The sequence below is a fragment of the Gottfriedia luciferensis genome, from assembly GCF_002156865.1.
Classification (GTDB): Bacteria; Bacillota; Bacilli; order Bacillales; family Bacillaceae_G; genus Gottfriedia; species Gottfriedia luciferensis.
In genome coordinates, this window is record NZ_NCTA01000049.1 from 1 (window position 1) to 19,707 (window position 19,707).

General features: G+C 32.1%; 19 protein-coding genes. 4 read left to right on the plus strand and 15 right to left on the minus strand.

Annotated features, from left to right (window positions below; all coding sequences use genetic code 11):
• Positions 1-202 precede the first annotated feature (202 nt).
• The 5 genes from B7R67_RS19445 to B7R67_RS19465 form a co-directional block, all read right to left on the minus strand.
• Positions 203-499 (minus strand): hypothetical protein, encoded by a 297-nt coding sequence (locus B7R67_RS19445; RefSeq protein WP_088072646.1) that lies wholly within the window; start codon positions 497-499, stop codon positions 203-205.
• A 151-nt stretch (positions 500-650) separates the two neighbouring features.
• On the minus strand, positions 651-1,406 hold the full coding sequence (locus tag B7R67_RS19450; RefSeq protein WP_088072647.1) for a sporulation protein: 756 nt from the start codon (positions 1,404-1,406) through the stop codon (positions 651-653).
• 978 nt (positions 1,407-2,384) lie between these two features.
• Positions 2,385-2,585 carry a hypothetical protein gene (locus B7R67_RS19455; protein WP_142289595.1) on the minus strand — a complete coding sequence of 67 codons (201 nt, stop codon included), beginning with the start codon at positions 2,583-2,585 and terminating at the stop codon, positions 2,385-2,387.
• A gap of 386 nt (positions 2,586-2,971) precedes the next feature.
• Positions 2,972-3,910 (minus strand): hypothetical protein, encoded by a 939-nt coding sequence (locus B7R67_RS19460; RefSeq protein ID WP_088072649.1) that lies wholly within the window; start codon positions 3,908-3,910, stop codon positions 2,972-2,974.
• 946 nt (positions 3,911-4,856) lie between these two features.
• On the minus strand, positions 4,857-5,525 hold the full coding sequence (locus B7R67_RS19465) for an EcsC family protein (RefSeq protein ID WP_088072650.1): 669 nt from the start codon (positions 5,523-5,525) through the stop codon (positions 4,857-4,859).
• Between the two features lie 86 nt (positions 5,526-5,611).
• Between B7R67_RS19465 and B7R67_RS19470 the strand changes: the two genes are divergently transcribed.
• Positions 5,612-6,286, plus strand: coding sequence for a hypothetical protein (locus B7R67_RS19470; protein ID WP_088072651.1), 675 nt, complete (start codon positions 5,612-5,614; stop codon positions 6,284-6,286).
• Positions 6,287-6,627: 341 nt separating this feature from the next.
• Positions 6,628-7,068 carry a cupredoxin domain-containing protein gene (locus B7R67_RS19475; RefSeq protein ID WP_088072652.1) on the plus strand — a complete coding sequence of 147 codons (441 nt, stop codon included), beginning with the start codon at positions 6,628-6,630 and terminating at the stop codon, positions 7,066-7,068.
• 183 nt (positions 7,069-7,251) lie between these two features.
• Here the strand turns inward: B7R67_RS19475 and B7R67_RS19480 are convergent, their stop codons facing one another.
• The 5 genes from B7R67_RS19480 to pdxR form a co-directional block, all read right to left on the minus strand.
• The gene (locus B7R67_RS19480) at positions 7,252-7,803 is read right to left on the minus strand and encodes an AAA family ATPase (RefSeq protein WP_088072653.1); all 552 of its coding nucleotides are present in this window, start codon (positions 7,801-7,803) and stop codon (positions 7,252-7,254) included.
• A gap of 96 nt (positions 7,804-7,899) precedes the next feature.
• A complete protein-coding gene (locus tag B7R67_RS19485; RefSeq protein WP_088072654.1) occupies positions 7,900-8,724 on the minus strand; it encodes an MBL fold metallo-hydrolase in 825 nt (274 codons plus the stop codon).
• Between the two features lie 237 nt (positions 8,725-8,961).
• Entirely contained in the window at positions 8,962-9,798 is an 837-nt protein-coding gene (locus tag B7R67_RS19490; RefSeq protein ID WP_088072655.1) for a protein-glutamine gamma-glutamyltransferase, read from the minus strand.
• Between the two features lie 187 nt (positions 9,799-9,985).
• Complete coding sequence (locus tag B7R67_RS19495) at positions 9,986-10,453, minus strand: DUF523 domain-containing protein (RefSeq protein WP_088072656.1); 468 nt, start codon at positions 10,451-10,453, stop codon at positions 9,986-9,988.
• 160 nt (positions 10,454-10,613) lie between these two features.
• Positions 10,614-12,062, minus strand: a complete 1,449-nt coding sequence (pdxR, locus tag B7R67_RS19500) for a MocR-like pyridoxine biosynthesis transcription factor PdxR (protein ID WP_088072657.1) — start codon at positions 12,060-12,062, stop codon at positions 10,614-10,616.
• A 147-nt stretch (positions 12,063-12,209) separates the two neighbouring features.
• On the opposite strand from pdxR, the gene B7R67_RS19505 reads away from it, so the two are divergent.
• Positions 12,210-13,109 (plus strand): DMT family transporter, encoded by a 900-nt coding sequence (locus B7R67_RS19505; protein WP_088072658.1) that lies wholly within the window; start codon positions 12,210-12,212, stop codon positions 13,107-13,109.
• Positions 13,110-13,436: 327 nt separating this feature from the next.
• Here the strand turns inward: B7R67_RS19505 and B7R67_RS19510 are convergent, their stop codons facing one another.
• The 5 genes from B7R67_RS19510 to B7R67_RS19530 all read right to left on the minus strand — a co-directional run bounded on the left by B7R67_RS19510 (position 13,437) and on the right by B7R67_RS19530 (position 19,026).
• On the minus strand, positions 13,437-14,108 hold the full coding sequence (locus B7R67_RS19510) for an HAD hydrolase-like protein (protein ID WP_088072659.1): 672 nt from the start codon (positions 14,106-14,108) through the stop codon (positions 13,437-13,439).
• A gap of 287 nt (positions 14,109-14,395) precedes the next feature.
• Positions 14,396-15,181, minus strand: coding sequence for a CPBP family intramembrane glutamic endopeptidase (locus B7R67_RS19515; RefSeq protein ID WP_088072660.1), 786 nt, complete (start codon positions 15,179-15,181; stop codon positions 14,396-14,398).
• A 230-nt stretch (positions 15,182-15,411) separates the two neighbouring features.
• Entirely contained in the window at positions 15,412-15,885 is a 474-nt protein-coding gene (locus tag B7R67_RS19520) for a GNAT family N-acetyltransferase (protein ID WP_088072661.1), read from the minus strand.
• A 334-nt stretch (positions 15,886-16,219) separates the two neighbouring features.
• Positions 16,220-17,815 (minus strand): FMN-binding glutamate synthase family protein, encoded by a 1,596-nt coding sequence (locus B7R67_RS19525; protein ID WP_088072662.1) that lies wholly within the window; start codon positions 17,813-17,815, stop codon positions 16,220-16,222.
• Between the two features lie 467 nt (positions 17,816-18,282).
• Entirely contained in the window at positions 18,283-19,026 is a 744-nt protein-coding gene (locus B7R67_RS19530; RefSeq protein WP_088072663.1) for a DUF2161 domain-containing phosphodiesterase, read from the minus strand.
• Positions 19,027-19,266: 240 nt separating this feature from the next.
• Here B7R67_RS19530 and B7R67_RS19535 point away from each other — a divergent pair, with 240 nt between their 5' ends.
• Positions 19,267-19,527 carry a hypothetical protein gene (locus B7R67_RS19535; protein WP_088072664.1) on the plus strand — a complete coding sequence of 87 codons (261 nt, stop codon included), beginning with the start codon at positions 19,267-19,269 and terminating at the stop codon, positions 19,525-19,527.
• Positions 19,528-19,707: the final 180 nt, after the last annotated feature.

Consider the following 19,707-nt stretch of genomic DNA (forward strand, 5'->3'; position numbering starts at 1 on the left):
CAGTGTGTAGACAAAGTCCTATTTACCTGATTTCCAGACTGATTGAAAACGTTTGTCTTTCGAGGAGCGGAGTTACCATTAGACGGTAATGAGCACCGCAGGCAGGCGAAGCAACGAAGAAAGCGAGCGTTTGTCAACAGTCTGAAACTAACAAAAAGTTGGTCTTTTACATGGAATTGAAAAATGAATCAATTACTAAACATCATTTTGAACGTTGAACGGCTGCACCAATTAAAATAAAAATCGCTGATAGAATATGCATAATCATACCTAAAATAGGAATCCAAGCAAGACAAGATGTAATGATTCCAAAAATATTTCCATTTGCCGTAACACCGGCTTTTTTCGCCATCACTAAAGTAATGATATGAAGCACTAAGGCAATAGCCAAGGGAGTATAACCAAATCCAATAACGATTGAGCCCCCAAGAAATGGAATACCTAATAATGCTTCAAATCCACCTGATAACCATTTTAAATTTTTAACATTAGATTTCATAAAAACCCCTTTTAAAAAAATAATTGTTAATTTTTCCCAATTAATCTTATTGTATTCTAAAATTAGCATTCCGAATAGTTTATTTTAAGTTGTATTCGTAGATCAGGTAAAACATATTAAATAAGGAGACAGAAAGACTGTCTCCAACAGATTAATTATATTGTAGTAAAAATGCTCGTATCGTTTTAGCAATTGAGTGAGAATCATGAAGCTGTTCATTCTTAAAACTTAAAGCTGTTTTCTTCTCATCTAGTCCTAAAGATTCTTGTAATAATTCAGTTAAACCACGGTGTGAACCTGCTTTATCTACTGCTACTCTCATATATAATCCTTCTTGATTTGGTTCAATCATACATTCTATTTCATCGAAACGCCATTCTCTTTTAGATTTAGGAACAAACTCCCACTCTTGATAGAATCGTCCATTTTGCGCTTCCACTTCAACTTGACGTAAACGGAAGCCTAAAATTGTAAATGCTTCAACAAAGTTCTCTAATTCCTCATGAGCATGGACTTTAAGATAATCAATATCAGTCGGATCAATACTTAGATCAATATCCAGATCTGTTTCAATCCAAACTTGGCCATGCCCAATTGTAATTGGTGTATAATATGGCAATTGAAAAGAAAAAGGGATTACTTTCTTTTCATTCGCTTCAATTTGCAATTTTCCGGATACTCGTTCTTCATGTAATTGAATCTTAACGGATACTTCGCTGTCTCCACTTTTTCTTTTTGCATAAGCTTTTAATTTTAGTGCAATATGATTAATTTCTTGTGCAACCGAACCTCCATTTATTTCAACTACACCTTCTACATTTTTTCCAGGATATAAATCTCTTGTATGAATGATTGTATTTACTGTTGCTGCTCCAATTCCTAATTTTGCTAGTACCTTTTTAAACATTGTATCCCTCCAAAAAAAAAATTACTACATTTCCATTATATAGTAGATTACTAAACTTGATAATCCATTTATACTCCATTATATTGGCCTGTTTATTGTTCGGTAATATAAAGTCTCTCGTAACTATAAAACTTTGGTTATAACGTCATTTGGAGGCCATGTCTTGAAGTTCATTCTATTTATGTGATTTTCAGTTAATAACTTTTTAAGATTGTCTTTTGATGTTATCAAAGATTTCAAGCTGCTGATTTCATCATTGTATTTTAATTCCTTTTTAATTCGATTTATTTCATGTTGTATCTGAAATATCTAACTTCTATTTTCTTAAAATACTTTTCTTCTGATTACTTAAAAATTTTAGTTCACTTTCTTGTTCATTTAATAATTTTGTTTTCTCCTCTAACTGCATTATCCGTTCAGATGTTTTAGTTTTGATACGTGCAATTCGCTTTCTCTTAATATCTACTGCTTCAATTATAACTTTTATATCGTCACGCTTAATTGATGGTACGATATTAATCCTTACAGTAGATCTTTACCTTTTAATAGATAACTTACTGTTCCGGAAATAGATGCTCTTTTGTCTGTGGTATATCGCTGATCTTTCCAATTTTTTAACTGGACCATCTGTAATATTACTTACCGAATCAAAATGTCTATCTAGATGTTCAATAATTGTTAAAACAATAATTTCTAACTGTATTTCTATTAATCTGTCTAACTTTTTTTCTCTTCAATTTTGATACTCTTTCAAGATATGCTTATAATGCATCTCTATACTCAGGTCAGAAACTATAAAAATGTCTTCAACTAGAAGTAAATATGTTCGAAAATATTTTATAAGTAGATTTTCAATTCTATTCTCAGTAAAATTTTATTCATCTCAACTAAACATTCCCTCTCTGTAAATTACTTATATCTCTTGTAAAAATAAAAAAATCCTAAGATATGATAACAATCATAGGATTTAATGCTCTATTAATCTATTTGGACAAGAATTTTCTGTTCAGCTTCATCTAAACTAATTTGCCTAGCATATTCAATTAGAGGGAAATCCGATTTGCTGATTAAGAAATATTTTTCCGCTCGATTAATAATTTCCTTTCTAGTCTTTTGAGGTACATTTGTAAAATATTGCAATACACCGAAATCCCTGATGCATAATTCATAGTAAAACATGTTCCTTTTTGTCCCCATTCTAGCTGCATTATCAAAAAAATTAATATTCATGGATCTTACCAAGTGTATTTCATCATTAAGTCCAATCGTACGCTTACAACCAAGTGGCTCATAGAAACTTAATAATTTTTCGATAGATTGCTGTATTTTTAATTCACCATTCTCTAATGTAATCGATTTTGTATCGGTTGAGAAGTGTTTTATTAATTTAAAGATAAGGCTAGGTCCATACCTTTTTATAATTTTTTAATTTGAGTCTGAGTCTATTGTCTATAATTAACTCATCCATTTTCATTTCATTTTTTAATTTTTATTAAATTCAACTTTCGGACCAAATTAATAAATATTTGAAAAAGATTGTCTATGTAAAAAGTGCTAAGTTAATATTATTTGGTAACATTTATTGTTATAGTAACTGATTTACTTTCAAATCTATTTGGTTGCAATATCCATTTAGAAGTACCTGGTTTAATAGCTGTAATATACTGATGGGAACCAAACAATTCAAACAATTCATCACCAGTATCTGGGGCGAATCGATATGCATAATCAAACGAGTCGTTAACATTTCGAATGAATTTAAATTTATCTCCAACTTTCATATTAATAGTTTTCGGACCTAAATATTCAGTAGTACCGTTAATTGTTTTCTTTTGTAAATAAAGTAAATGTTTAACACCTGATGCTAAATACAAATCGTCAGAACCTTTTCCTATTGTTCTAATGAATTTGTTGTTTTTAAAAACATATTTTTCTTTGACAAAATGGTCACTTGTAAAATATAGTGTTTTGTTTTTTATTACAACATCACCAAAATTAATTCCTTTAGATTTACTATAATCTAAGAGCGGTTTCACTGTTTTATTGTCCAATGAACCATATAAAATAGGATAAGCAGTATTATAAACATTATCTTTATATGCGCTAAGAACAATTTGTTCTTTTTTATTATCAATTAATTTACCTTTACCTCGAAATACGATGATTGAAGGAACATTTTTCATAGTTCTCGTGTAAATATTACTCCACTTATTTGTTTTTGAGTTATATGACATAGTATCTATAATATAGTCATAGCCCGAATCATCGGATTCTTTTGAATACAAAGCAATTATTTGTGGAACTTCACTTCCTGTTAAAAATACAGGATAATCAGAATCGTACTTGTATTGTTCTGAGCGTTTAGTATTTTTTAGAATTGATTCTTCTTTTTTTACTATTGCAGGAACATTTAAATTAGCATTTGCTTTAGAATTGGAAGAATAAAATGCCGATGCTAATGTAAAAATACTAGTGTATACAAACAAACTTTTTTTAAAATTCATGCTTTACCCTCACTTTTATTATTTAATTAAGGTATTAATACAGGATTAATTACACTAACACCGCCAGGAAACTCAAATCTCAAATATTTAATTACACGGACTTTTCCTTTTAACAGCTGGTTTCATAGAACTACTCCCTTGATTGAATTTTTCGAAAACTAATGATTTAATACTAATTTATTTTATACTACTAAGCAATAAGTACTGTTAGACAATTTTAGCCATTAAATTACAGCACTAAAATTCAAGTTAACGATTCTCATCCACGGAGGAAAGAATTTCGGTGCATTTGGACTTGAACCAGCGCCCCTACCTTAAGTAGCTGCTTAAATGTTATTTCTATGGAATTAACAAATAAAATTTAGTTATAATTTAATTTTGCGAATAAAAAAAGGACCCACTAAAAGAGCCATTAATTCTGTCTTAATTATTTAATTAATGAGTCAGCATAAACAAAAAACTCCTATATGATTTTATCCTGCCCTCAAGATTTTCTGCCAAACTACAGTAATACCCTAACATCATCCAACTCAAGATTACAAACTGTAATGAAATTCTCATCCACATTTTATAATCTGTTATCGTAAAGCTATCACACAAACTAAAATAATAGTTTTATATTGAATTTGAATTAAGAGATTATAGGTATGATTGAAGAAATAAAAGGTGTAGTATTAAAATTTTGAAAGATTATTTTATTTCTAAGTTGGAGTTTTGATTGGAAGATAAAAAGTTAATCTTAAAAACTTGGCTTAAGGATTAATGTCATAATGATGAACATAGTAAAGAAGAAGTTAACATTCTTAGGGTCCTTAAATGAAACGTATTCTCGGAGGGAAAATCAGTAATTAAATAGGCCAAACTGTTTACCCGCCGAGAAGAGAACCTTATAACAAATTAAGCAACTCTTTTCACAAATTAGTTATTTTTTATTAGATGTAAATTATCACATCTCTATAATAAAAGACTTCTCTACCTTATTGTCCACGATAAATATTTTATATGCAATCTTACCAATGGTATTAGTGGCTAAAGCATCAGTTGTTCCACCAATTATTCCTCCTGCAATCGGAACTAATTTTCCTAGATTTATGACTCCTTTGCTACCAAATTTAGTTAGTAATCGGAAACCAACAGCTTGATTTATTTTTTTTATTGCTTCTCCAGGTATTCTTTTAATTCCTTGTTTTGCTAGTTTCATACCTACTTGAATACCAGTCGTTTTAATAACGTCCTTTACTTCATTTCCAACCAAGCAAAGATATACAAATGTTTTCACTTCATCGTCGTGTAAGTCATGTCCTCCCATGTATGCAATAGCACCTACCATTTGCATTTGGACTAGTAATACGCTTGCAATATTTGCTGGTACTGCAATAGGTAATGTTATTAATCCACCTAAGTTTGTAACAAATCCACTTGTTCCACTTTTAGTATTTTGCACACGGATCAGTTGTTTAACTTTCTCTTTAAGTGTTCCGGGCTTTTTTAAATAATGCTGTGCTAATTCTTCTGCTGAGTCCATCCCTGGAATGCCACCATTAATTGCCTTATCGTATGACCATTCTAGTGTTTTCATTATTGTATCTTGAGTCATAGTCTTCAATTTTGACATAATTTATCCCCTTTATCCCTATTATTCTTAAATTCATGTTAAATTTATATAAGAATTATTATACATAAATGGGAGAGAGCATCGAAGTGAAAACATTATTAGCATTTATAATTGTAGGGTTAGCAATCTATGCACCAATTTGTATCATAGTAGGAGCTATAAAGAAAAATAAAACAAGTATTCGAAGAGGTGTAATCGCATTAGTAGCACTTGTAATTACATTTATTTTATACCCAAGTGATGCTACAAAAAAGGTTTCTAAAGATACCACTGAACAGACAAAGAATGTTTCAGAGAAACCGAAGGAAACTTCAAAAAAGCCTGCTGAATCTACTAAAAAAGTGGAAAAGCCTGTTGTTAGTAAGGAAAAGAATGAAACTAAAGAAGAATCTAAAATCAATACATCCGTTTTCCGATATGCTAAAAAAGTTGATGTAACTGATGCACGTGACATTACAAAGCATATAACAGTAACGGTTTTTATGGATAAAAAACTGAGAGAAGGACTTGCTGCACAACACGTTTTAAATCAAACATATGATTTTGTTCAGCAAACTGACATTAAAGGAGCAGACACATTAACTGTCGGAGTAATGGTCGGTGAACTAAGAGTATTTCAATATACTGTTGACCTTACAAAGTTTGTTCCTAAAGAAGCTGAGCCTATGATTAATGTAGTTTTAGCATCTTCTACAGTAGAAAAAATTTCTCCAGAAGTAGAAGAGTTTGCAAAAACTTTTGAATGGAAAATGAAAAAATAATAAAATGAAGGGGTCTCTATGAGATCCTTTTTTTATTGTTCATTAGAGTTCACAGTATTCCTCAAAATTATCGAGCTGTTCAAGGATTATTTAAAAGTATTATTAAGTTTTAATATTGGTTTTAGACCAATCTAAATTAATGTTACTTTTGTTGGTAATATTAGAAAATATTTGTGTGTATTTCACCTTAAACTTTTACGATATCCTGCTTTCTCACCAAACCCTCGATTAGATGAATAAATAACTAACATATGAAACTTACAAATTTAAAGAAATGTTAGACAAGTTATTTATAGAATAGGCATAGTTTAAAATAAGAAATATTTTCGAGGGGGGCTATTATGCATTTTGTTTTTATTAAGAAAAAATGGTTACTACTTTGTTTTCTTCTCATTGTAATTGGCTTTAGCGCATGGTATTACTTAGCACCAAAATCAATTCAAACGGTAGCAGGCGAGAAACCAAAAGAAACAATTAACATTGATATGGTCACAGCAGAATATAAAACAAAATTAGATAACGGGACTGAACTAGAAGCATATAGATGGGATCCAGGAACAATTGTGGTTGAAAAAAATCAAAAAGTAAATATAAAAATACATGGGATAAATGGAATGGAACATCAATTTCACATTGAAGGAACAAATATATCAGGTGTAGTAAAAAAAGGGAAAACTACTGAACTTCCACTTGTATTCAAAAAAGAAGGTGTCTACAAATTAATTTGTGACACTCATAATCAAAAATTTGGACCGATGATTGGGTATATTGTAGTAGATTAATTGTTCCTTTCAATCTCTACAATTTTCTTCAATGAATTAGAATGAAAGATTGTTGAACTACGGTGGTTTCAAGATTAAGTCTTGGATAGTGAAGTAGATTTCATCCGCTTTACTATCCTTATTAATTAGATAAAAAAGATTATCTGAACTTAAACTTTATAATTTTACTTATTGTATTTTTTGTTATTTAGTTTTCGTTTTACTGATCAATTTATAATTTTCATTATTCATAATTAAATTGATTATACTCATCATTTCATCACTAGAATAATGACTAGTATCCAAAAGATGCCTTTCGTTTAAGCCTGAATCCTTAAATTCTTCCATCAAAGTGAGACAACGCTCCCCCATTCTATTCTCCGGCTTTCTTAAACTGTCTCTATCAATAACTATGTGATCATTAGCCCATAAAACGATGTAAAAAATAGTACAATCTAAATCGGTTAAATTGTCATTTAACCATTCTGCTTCATTTTGAAACGTAACAAAGTCGATTACAACATTATTTCCATATAGTAGGAAATTTCTAGTAAGTGATAAGATATTATTCCAAATTAACTCATTTTCCTTTTCACTTTTCCATGGTTTTTCTCTGCCGTTAATGTGCATGTGGCTAACATAGTCACCAGAGATATATGCACTATTTTTGAACTGTTTTACAAGTTCATTTGAAGTAGTTGATTTACCAACGCCTGCAGGTCCTGAAACGATGTAAACACTTTTTTGATTACTCATTTATGAATCCTCCTATTTTCTACTGTTTTCCAATAAAAAAAGCGATCTTTTTTAAAGACACGCTAAAAGTTAAATCGATTTTTAAACAATTAAAGTTTATGTATTAAACAATTTTCCATCTAATGCATCAACATACCTTTTTGCAGATTTCTGTACATGTTGAGCAGCATCTTCTCTTATGACGAGTTTAAATGCATCATATAAGCGAGTAAACTTTAATTCATTTATTCTTTTAGTGATTCTCTTTATCGTTACACGAGGCAATGGGATGAAGTTAGGATAGCTGTACATAAAGCTTACCCAATTTTGATCCGCTACGACGCGTATTATATCTCCACAGAGTAGAATTCCTTTTTGTTTATTGCCATTTTTCCATTCTAATACAGTACCGCCTTTAAAATGTCCTCCAATCCTCTGAAGGACAAGACCTTTACTTAATTCAAGGGTCTCACCTGACCAGAAAATAATTTTATCGCTCTTTCTTGTCACCCATTCTTTATCATCTTCATGAATATAGATTGGAGCATTAAATGTCTCCGCCCATTCTACCTGACTAGAGTAATAATGAGGATGTGATAAAGCAATCGCATTAATTCCACCAAGCTCATTAATCGTTTTTATCGTATTTTGATCAAAATATGTAATACAATCCCACAACAAATTGAATCCATTATTCTGTATTAAATAAGCTGTTTGTCCAATCCCAAAACTTGGTCTCGTATTGATACTATAAAGATTTTCTTCTTCTAATTGTACTAAAGTATTATATATACCACTTGCAATCATCGTTTCTAACGTAGTCCAAGTTTGCCCTTTAGAACGAACGAATTGTCTTTCTTCCTCACAGATTATGCAATTAGTTGGTTTTTTTATAGAACTGTCATATTGAACTCCACAAGTCTCACAAATATAGTGATTCAAAACGTTTCCTCCTTAGCATAGATTAAAACTTTAATGCTATTTCATTCCCATTAAATAGTAAACTTATATTCCATAATCCCGGCATTCGTTTAATCTTTCCGTATTCATTATGTATGCTTAATTTTTCTAGCCTATGCTTTTAATTCCAGTTAAGTTTTATTTTCCCTTGTTCATCTAACTGCTTAAAAGTAAAATAGGAGCCAAATCATATTCATCAGCTCCTCTCATGTTTTTAAACTATTGCATACTTTCCATCCAATTTATTAAGTACTTATATTGCTCAAAGGAAATCGAATTTTCGTTAGGATAGAAGATTATATTCCTAGGTTTATTCATTGCATACTCCCGTTGCCAACTCGATATTTTTGCCAAATGATTATAATTTGGTCTTGTAACTGAATTAGTCAGGTAGGCTGACCGATATGCTCCTGGCCACCTCATTCTATTTAGTGCAAAAATCATTTGTTCACCTGTCATTACTCCTAATCCATGCCCAAAAAGCAAACCATTTCCTAGAACAACGGCATTTTCTCCTCTCCACTCAGGAGTTAATGGACTAAAATCTGGATTATTAAAATATAAGATATCCCCAGGGAAAAAGCGGTCAGAATATTGTGCATTTATTCCGAGATCAGGATCAGCATGCCAGCCGTATAAATAGATGTTTTTAAATAGTTGATTAAATAAGTCATCACCAATCAGATTTAAAATCGCATGGTAAAGGATAATGACATTTGCTGTCGCACATTCAAACGCATAATATGAACTGTTTAAGAAAATATCTCTAATTGCATCAGAAGGTCTTACACCTTGCCTCAATAGGAATCCACCGGTTCTCATTAAATGCCAGAACATAGGATTACATCTAGATCTTTCAAAAACTGCAAAGCTTACTCTACTTTGAAACATCGCTCTTGCACTTAATACGATATTATTTCGTAACATACTCTCAAATTCATAAATAGATCGATCTCCTGTCGATTCTTCATTCATTCGTTGAACGGTCCTTCTTTCAATGTCACCAGTCTGCCCATTATCACTTTGTTGAACGGGCATCCCCGAAAATTGATCCATAATATACCTCTTTTCAACATCAAGTATTAATATACATTTATACCCATCATATTCAAACCTCGCGTTGAAGTGTATATTAATTGAAGAACCAATTTTACTTTTAAGTTAATCTATTAATCTAAAATACGTTTTTAAATCCTAATTCATCTAATTAACAAATACAGGTTGAAAAATCAGACAACATAAATTAGTTTATCTCATCAAGTAAATCAGTAAGATTTTCTTCTGAAACTACTCTTAAACCGTTTCTTTTCAGTAAAGCAGTTGTGACTCCATTTCCAACAACTTTTTTAGCTTTAAATTCACCATTATAGATCATGTTACTCCCACAGGATGGACTGTACTCTTTAAGAACAATAATAGTTGCATTAACTTCCAGAGCTTTTTTTAATGTTTCGTATGCACCTTTTATGTATAATTCTGTTACATCTCTGCCCGATTTTTCTACTATTTTTGCTTTTCCATCAAGAACATCTTCTCCGTCACCACCAATTATTTCGGCCGGCTCTCTTGGTGTGGACAAACCACCAAGTAATTCGGGACAAACACTAATTGCTTTCTTTTCTTGTAACAGTTTTCGAATTCGATTATCTAAACTATGCGAACCGTTATATCTAACTTCTAAACCAGCTAAACAAGAACTCACTAAAATCAATTGATTCACCTCATTTTAAATAAAAATACCTTATTATTTAAGTTCGTTTATGGAATCTACTACTATTGCAATTTTTATTTTTCTAGTCTTATTTTTTATCTCTTTTTAACTACGCAATTTTAAAACAACGTATATCCATATATTATATCGTAATAAAAAATTAATGGTTTGATAGTTCTCTAATCATAAGACTAATTTCGTAGATTCCCGTCTTCAACTCTTCTAATGGCGCATAGGCATAAGATAGTCGAAGATAACGATTTGATTCTTTAGTATAAATATTCCCTGGATTAAGAAGGATTCCTTTTGATAATGCCCTCATGTAAAGTTCTCTCATCGATATTTTTGGAAGTATTTTTAACCAAATAAAAAATCCTCCCTTTGGTACATTCCAAGTTGAAATATCGTTTAAATGAGTTTCAATCGCATCCAACATTACTTCACGTCGTATTTTAAGTTGTTTACGTACAGACTCCACATGTTGCTGATATAATCCACTTGTTAACCATTCAACAGCGACTCTTTGAGATAGAGAACTAGTACCATAGTCTGTTTGCATTTTAATATCCGATAATCGTTCTATTATTGGTTCCGGTCCGACAATCCAACCAATTCTTAAACCAGGGGTTAACGATTTAGATAAACTGCCAAGATATAATACATGCCCATGCTTATCCATTGCTTTTAAAGGAGAAGGAGATTGCTCGTCAATCCATAACTCACGATAAATATCATCTTCTATTATCGGAAGTTGTTCTTTTTCACATACTTGAATGAGCTCTTGGCGTCGTTTTTCTGACATTAATATTCCGGTTGGATTATGAAAACTAGGTATTGAATATAAGATCGCTTTGCTACGCTGTTTCTTTGATACAGAAATGAAGTTTGGTAGAATGCCATCTTCATCCATCGGTAGCCCAGATAGCTTCATCCCTGCTGATTGAAACACTTGAAGAGAATAAAGGTATGAAGGGTTTTCAAGTAATACAGTTGACTCTTTAGGTAAAAGCCCAACTGAAATCAATTGCAAAGCTTGCAATGCTCCAGAAACAATTAAAATTGAAGAAGAAGATGCATTCACACCAATTGTTCTTAAATAATTGCTCAAAGCTTCTCGTAAAGGTAGAAACCCTTTAGGTTCCTCATATCCGAAAGCTTCCATATTCTCAGATACTTTTTGAATAACTTTCTGCATTGAATCAATCGGAAATAGATCTCTGGAAAGTTCCCCTTTACTTAACTGAATTAGTTCTTTGTTTGATTCAGCTTGATTAATCTCTTGAACTGCAGATTGACTTGGTTTATGTAAACCCGATTTCAAATGGATGTTCCAATCGGGAAATGAATTTCCAGCAAGTAGTGTCCATGTATTATTCACTACAACTGTACCTTTTCCCTTTATCCCCTCTATCAACCCATCTGCCATTAATTCCTCTAAAGCAGTGATGATCGTACTCCGATTCACGCCGAACAGCTCTGCTAATTTTCGCTGACTTGGGATATTACTTCCAATAGGCCATTCTCCATTAGCGATTTTCTCTCTGATATAATCCATTATTTGCTTATACTTAGGGGATTGTTTACTTGGTTTTTGATAGAGGTTTTCCATTAAAATCTATTCTCCTTCTCAACCTAAAGTGGTTGGGTTACTATTTTCTCAACCTGTTGAAGACATTTTATCAAATCCTTAATAATATGAGAATTACAAAATAGTAGAAACAATATTGGTTGAGTTTATGTATAAGGAGGGAATCAGTTGAATAAACAATGGAGTTTTCGTGTAATCGCCGCATTTAGTTTAACTATTTTTTTGTGGGCCTCTGCATTTTCTGGAATAAAGGTTGGATTAGAATCATATACACCTGAACATCTTACACTATTTCGACTTCTAATTGGTTCAATAACTCTGTTCGTTATTGCTACAGTAACGAAAATGCCATTACCAGATCGTAAAGATATTCCATTTATTTTATTGTTAGGATTTTTAGGGTTCACTGTTTACCATACAGCGTTAAACATAGGGGAGAAAACAGTAAATGCTGGTGAAGCAAGTCTAATTGTGTCTATGACTCCTATTTTTTCGGCTCTTTTAGCAGGTTGGTTTCTTCATGAACGGTTTGGATTATCAAGGTGGATTGGATCAATCATAAGCTTTTTAGGAGTCGCTTTACTATCTTTCGGTGCTGGGGAACATGTCCAATTAAATAGCGGTATTTTATTCATTCTTTTAGCCTCTTTTGCCGAAAGCCTATACTTTGTTTTTCAGGCACGTTATTTAAAAAAATATGGATTTCTTGCATTTACTACTTATACAATTTGGGCAGGAACTTTTTTCATGCTTTTCTTTCTCCCAGGATTAGTAACCGAAATGACAAAATCATCTATTGAATCAACACTTAGCATTATCTATTTAGGTATCTTTCCTACAGTTATTCCGTATCTTGCATTGGCTTACGTTACCTCACGTGTAGGATCTTCAGAAGCAACCAGTTCCCTCTACCTAACTCCAGTAGTAGCGTTCATACTAGCTTGGATATGTATTGGAGAAGTACCAAGCCCTAGATCCGTGATAGGGGGAGTAATCACATTATCTGGCGTTTTGTTTATTTATACGAAAGGTGAAAAATTACAAAAAACTGCAAAGCTTAGTCAGTAACAAGTTTGGTATTTTTACGGTCACGTGAATTTGAATTGAATAGAAGGATAGGGATTTTATATGATTCCAACCAATTTAGTCATTTAATAGGCCGATGATTGGTAGACTTATTCGTAAAATTGAAGTTTCTACCTAAACTAAACAATCTGTTTCGATTTCAAAAAGGGATAGCTTAAGCTACCCTTTTTTTTCGACTCTCCATACGTAAGTTTTTCCTTTATAATGCCTTCCGATGTTTATTGTTATAGCTATTTGAAAATAAAGAACATTACGCTAAATATTTAAATATAAATGCATTGATGACCTCTCTAGTCATCAATGCATTCTTTAATTGGATAATGTAATTTTCGTTTCTGTGAAGATTTTTTTTAGCTGAATGAAGTCATCTATTACTATATCAGCATGTTCAAGTTCATCTTCTTGTGAGAAATCAAATTTACAACCAATTGCAATTAAACCATTATCTTTAGCCGCATTTATGTCAGATAAGCGATCTCCAATTACAGCTCCGGCCTTAATATTATATTTACTGATTATGGATTTGACTAAATCTCCCTTATCAAGCGTTTCGATTTGTTGAATACTAAACGTTTCCGAAACCCATTTATCCAAGCTATAATATTTAACAATAGCATCTAAATATTCAATTAAGCCATTACTGGCAATATATATTGAATAATTATTTATCTTTAAATAATCAAAAACTTCCCTAACATTCGGATATAATGCTCCCTTTCCGTTCCGTATGTTTTCAATTAAACTTGACAAAAAAAGCGTATCTGTTTGTTCTCTTACTTCCTTAGAATGAATAGGTAACAATGCTTCCCAAACTTTTGGTAATGGTACACCCATAATTTCACGGTATTTTTCAATAGGCGTTTCTTTATCCCATAAATTTTTCGAACGTAAATGATTAAAAGTATCATTAAGTGATATCTCTAAAATTTTATTTGTTTGAAATAGTGTTCCGTCCATATCAAATATAAGTGATTTTGACAAATCCAACATCTCCTTCTGAACTTAAATTTATCCCCTCGAATTGTTCTACAAATTTGAATTTAATACATTAATTTAATTATATCATCTCTTATTTTACGGTCCTGTCATTTTAACCTAAATCGTTTACATACCCTTTCTCTACTAAACTCAATTTATTTCAATAAAAAAACGAGCTACAACAGCCCGCTGTTTCCAAAAAATTAAAATACTAATATAATGCCAGAATGGATAGAAAAATAAAAAAAAAAACCGATCCATAGTCTTTAACAAACTATTCCATTTGCTTCTTATTGAGTGATAAAAAACGTAAGTGTAGCAAATCCGTTCGTGATTATATGCATTACGATTGGAACGACTAACCGTCCTGTTTTTGCATACGCATAAGAAAAAAGGAAACCAGGAATCACGTAAAATGGTAAAAGATTAATTTCACTTATAGATGCCAAATGAAGTCCGCCAAATAAAAATGAATTAAAAAGAAACCCAAACCATTTCCACACTTTTTTCTCCATTTGCAAAAAGATTCCAAATAAATAACGGCGGAAAATGATTTCTTCTAGAATGGGAGCAGTGAAGACAGTAGTGACAAACATCATAAGAGGGGCATGTCTGAAGCTTTCTTCTATTAGTTCCTGGTTTTGACCTGTTAAATGTGAAAAAAATGTTATGATTGATTCTAGTACGCAATAAATAAAAATAGTACAAATAGCAATGTACCACATTTTTGCTGAAACAGTGTTTCGGAACATGCCTTTTGTTACCCAAATCCCTTTTGCGAACATATAAACGACTAAGATATAAAGGAACATCAGTGATGTCAAATCAGCTAGATAATAGGTCCCAAAATGATACATCCTCTCGTTAAGTTCACTTGGTAAACCGTTGGGATAATCACCAGTAGCTAAAATTGCGTCTATTGTTTCACTTACACTAATTCCAATTTTCATGCCGTAAATACACGTAGCGATATAAACCGCGATCGCTGATAAGAATAGCCAAATTGGTACATAAAAAATAAATCGTTTTGATCCCTTTTTCCAAATCAACGGTTTCATATTCTCAATATAATTCAAACGAAACAACCTCTCTTATTAAATGGATTATTGAGATGATTGACAAATTATCTTCTTGATTTAACAACTAATCTAGTAAACTTCAACAAAAAGGAAAAAATTTCCTTCTTTTTAGAATTTTTCATTCCAACTTTTATTATCATTTTAACTGAACTAGCATTTTCTTTATGTAAGTAGAACCTGCTCCCACTTTGAACTATGTATACGTTCGTTCCATATGAAACTATCATTTAATCTAAATTTTTTACAAATAAAACTCTGTCTTGATTTGGTCCGTCATAGTTTTTATTTATAGATAGACCATCAACAATATGATCACCATCTTCAATTTCAAAACCCAACTTAGAATGAAAAGCAATGGAAACTTTATTGACAGGTGACGTTACACAACGAACAATTCTTCGATTATTTTGCTTTACTATCTTAAAAAATTTATGATATAAATTTTTTGCAATATTATGCTTTCTATAGTCAGGATGAACACCAACGAAATGAATATACGCCTCATTTAAATGCGTTTGAGAAAGAAATCCTATTAGAAACCCCACAAGTTTACCATCCTTTTCTACAATGAAACTTGTTTGTGTAAAATGATCGAAGAATAATTTTGGTAGTATATCAGACATATTCCTACCACCCCACCACTCATTGATTAGTGGTGAAATTACATCATAATCTGAACCTTTAACTGAACGAATTTCCATTTTAATCCCCCTTTTTAACTAATACTAACATATCTATATTGCCAGTTTGTTCAATAAAAAAAAGTCACTTATGTGACTCCAGTGTGTAGATTAAGTCTGAAAACTTGAAATTCAGACTGATTGAAAACGCTTGTCTTTCGAGGCGCGAAGTCTGTTGAGGAGCGGAGTTACCATAAACGGTAATGAGCACCGCAGGCAAAGCAACGAAGAAAGCGAGCGTTTGTCAACAGTCTGAAGTCACTTATGTGACTCTTCTCATGCATTAATTGAATTAAATTAGTATCGACTTTAAGTCTGTAGTCAAGCGAAGAAAAATCCGTTTAATATACTTTTTTTAATCTACTTTTTCTACCACAGATTCATAAATTTCACTCAGTGACCATACTTTCCCTTTTTCATCTTTATACACCACATGTTCACTTTGGAAATGGACAGGGGAATCTAAACCCGCAGCCGCAGCTAATCGAAATAACCCTTCACGCATTGATATTAGATAGTTCGCTGTTCGATATTTTTTTTCATCAATGACTAGCGCTTTTTGTAAATCAGGATCTGTTGTGGCCACACCGACCGGACATGCATTGGAGTGGCATTTTAATGCTTGAATACAACCGATTGTAATCATAAACCCTCTTGCAATATTAACAAGGTCAGCTCCCATTGCTAGTGCAACCGCTACTCGATCTGGCGAAAATAATTTTCCTGAGGCGATGATTTTAACTTGGTCACGTACACCATATTTTCTTAAAGCATAATCCATTAATGGTAATGCAGATTTAATTGGCAAACCTACACTATCCGCCAATTCCTGATATGTAGCACCTGTTCCCCCTTCACCACCATCTACAGTAATAAAGTCAGGACCCTTCCCAGTACTTTTTATCTGTTTTGCTAATTCATCTGCTTCATGACGACTTCCAATAACCACTTTCATTCCTACTGGTTTTCCTGTATGCTCTCGGATTTGCTCTATAAAGTCAAACAAAGAAGGAAAATCCTGAAACTCTCGAAAACGATTAGGACTATCAATTGATTTAAAAGGTTCTACCATCCTTATCCTTGCAATTTCCTCTGTTACTTTTTCTCCATCAATATGCCCGCCACGTGTTTTAGCACCTTGCGCTAATTTAAGTTCAAAAGCCTTCACTTCAGGAATTTTACTTTTTTCTTTCAAGGCATCCCAATTAAAGTTACCCTCATTATCTCTAACCCCAAATAAACCCGGGCCAATTTGCATGATAATATCAACACCACCCTTTAGATGGTATTCAGACAGACCACCCTCACCTGTATTCATCCACGACCCCTTCGCAATTGCTAATCCTTCTGAAAGTGCAGTAATAGCCTTTTCACCTAATGATCCATAGCTCATTGCAGACATACCAATCTGGCCTTTTACAATAAAAGGATACCTCGTGTTTTTCCCGATCACAATTGCATCACTATCATCCAATAAATATGCAGGTGAATCATTTTTCTCTAGTCGTTCTTGCTTTTGTGTAAATAAAGGCTCTTTTATCAATAAATATCGATTTGTTGTTACATTTATTTTCCGGTCCATTTTTATTTCTTCTGCCAGTTTAGGGAACATCGAATTTCTAATATAATACCCTTTTTCTTCAAAATCTCTTTTAGAACCAAAACCCAGGACATCTCGTTTATATTTTGCTTTTTTGACAATATGCTCATATTCATCTCTGGAAAAAGGTTTACCTTCTAGGTCATTGTTAAATAAATATTGACGCAACTCAGGTCCAATAGTTTCTAAGAAGTATCTAACACGTCCTATTACTGGATAATTACGGAGGATTGGATGCTGTTTCTGTTTACGATCTATAAAAAACAAATAGAGTATACCTATTATTAAAACGATAAGTAAAAAGGCAAAAAATATGAATCCAAGGATAATTAAAACATTTGTTATATTCAATTATAATTCCCCCTCGAATAAGTAAGTAAAAATGTAGTAGCTTTATAGATGTCTATAATTCGTAAACATAAAAATTCATTATTCTTTGTTAACTTAAAGGAGTTTACAAAAAAACGTTTATTTACGATTATTTCACTCTCCTCGAGTTTACATTTTATACTTTACACATTTTCTTCCAATTTATACGATGCTTTGCATCATGGCATACATTCTTTTTCACTATTTAGCTAACTAAAAAAAGTTTGTGTTACATCGCTCTAATCGTTTTTTTAATTGTATTAACCATCTCACGAAGATATTTCTTAAGAAATTACAACGTCAAATTTTTCAAAATGACATTCGTCTATTGCCTACTTTATTTGTTATTTCATTTTACTTTTAATCAGTAAACGCAACTCATAATTTTACTAGTTCATATAGAATTCGATTTTATACTGCTAGTTTTATAAAATTGACGTGCAAATCGACTATAACTTAACTTCAGAAGAGTTCTCTATTAATTCAGAGTAATATTGAACAAGTTGAGGGTACTCTTCTAACTCTTTTTTTCCTAATTCGCTAATACAATAAGTTCCCCTTTTAATCCTAGTAAACCATCCATAATAGTTTTTATTTAAGATTGATAATGTCTTTTTACTAGTACCAATATTACGAAGTGCTTTAGGCGATAATGGTCCAAACCGTTCAAAGCAGCATGCGATATAAATACAACTTTCCTTATATGCAGTCATAATTTTAGTCTTGTTACTTCCCCCGATATTGTTGTCTCCATTTCTACCCTTTATTTCATCTAGAAGTCGTTCTCTTACCTTCCTACTCGTTTGCATACTCTTTTTACGATCGAAATGAGAAGGTGTAATTTTTATTTCCACTTGTCCTTTATTCTGTTGGAAAGAAACAATTATCAGACCTAACTCAAGTCTTCTTATTAAATAACATATATTTTTCCATTTCTTTGAGAAAAGACTGTAATTAGGCTTAGGGATCGCTATATAAACATTTTCCGAAAAACGCTGTCTTTTCGTAGCTTGTATAAGTAATTCCACACTTAAATTAAGTTTTAATTCAACAATAATCAGTTCATTCTCTTTCACAGCAATCAAATCACAATGGTTGACCTCCCCATAAACCTCATATTCACGCTGAATAAAATAATGTTGAATAGGCTTATACAAATCAACTTCGTATAACTTTTCTTTTTTATTTTTCATTTCTGTAAAATACTCCCTCAAATTTATTAATTTAAGTATAATACAATCCTCTGTTAAGAGAATTTAAAAAGGAAAAGTCGCAATTGTTTTGGAATCAACAAGATAGAGGTTTATTTCATTACATCGCGAATAAATTGGTAATGAGTGGAAAATAATCGTTTGCTGAAAAGTGAGGTAATTATGAAAAAATATATTAGTAGTTTGTGTACCATCGTCTTTTTAGTAGGAGGAAATCTTCTAGTGCAGCATTATTACGGTGGAGATTATCTTGATTATACACTGTTTTTTGGACTATTAACGAGTATGTTTCTTTATTTGTTGTCGAGTAAACAAGGGTTGTTTGACACGGAGCGCATCACCCAAGGACAAACTGGATTTAAAATCCAAAACCCAGAAAGTGAGCTTGAAAAACGTACGAATCATCGCTACAAACCGATTGCTTTACTTACTTCAATTCTCTATACTGTCGGAATCATCGTTGCTATGGTGATCGTTTATTAAAGCTAATAACCCCTTCTACGAGTGAAGGGGTTAGACTGTTGACAAACGCTCGCTTTCTTTGTTGCTTCGCCTGCCTGCGGTGCTCATTACCGTCTAATGGTAACTCCGCTCCTCGCCAGGCTTCGCGCCTCGAAAAACAAGCGTTTTCAATCAGTCTGAAAATCAGATAAATAGGACTTT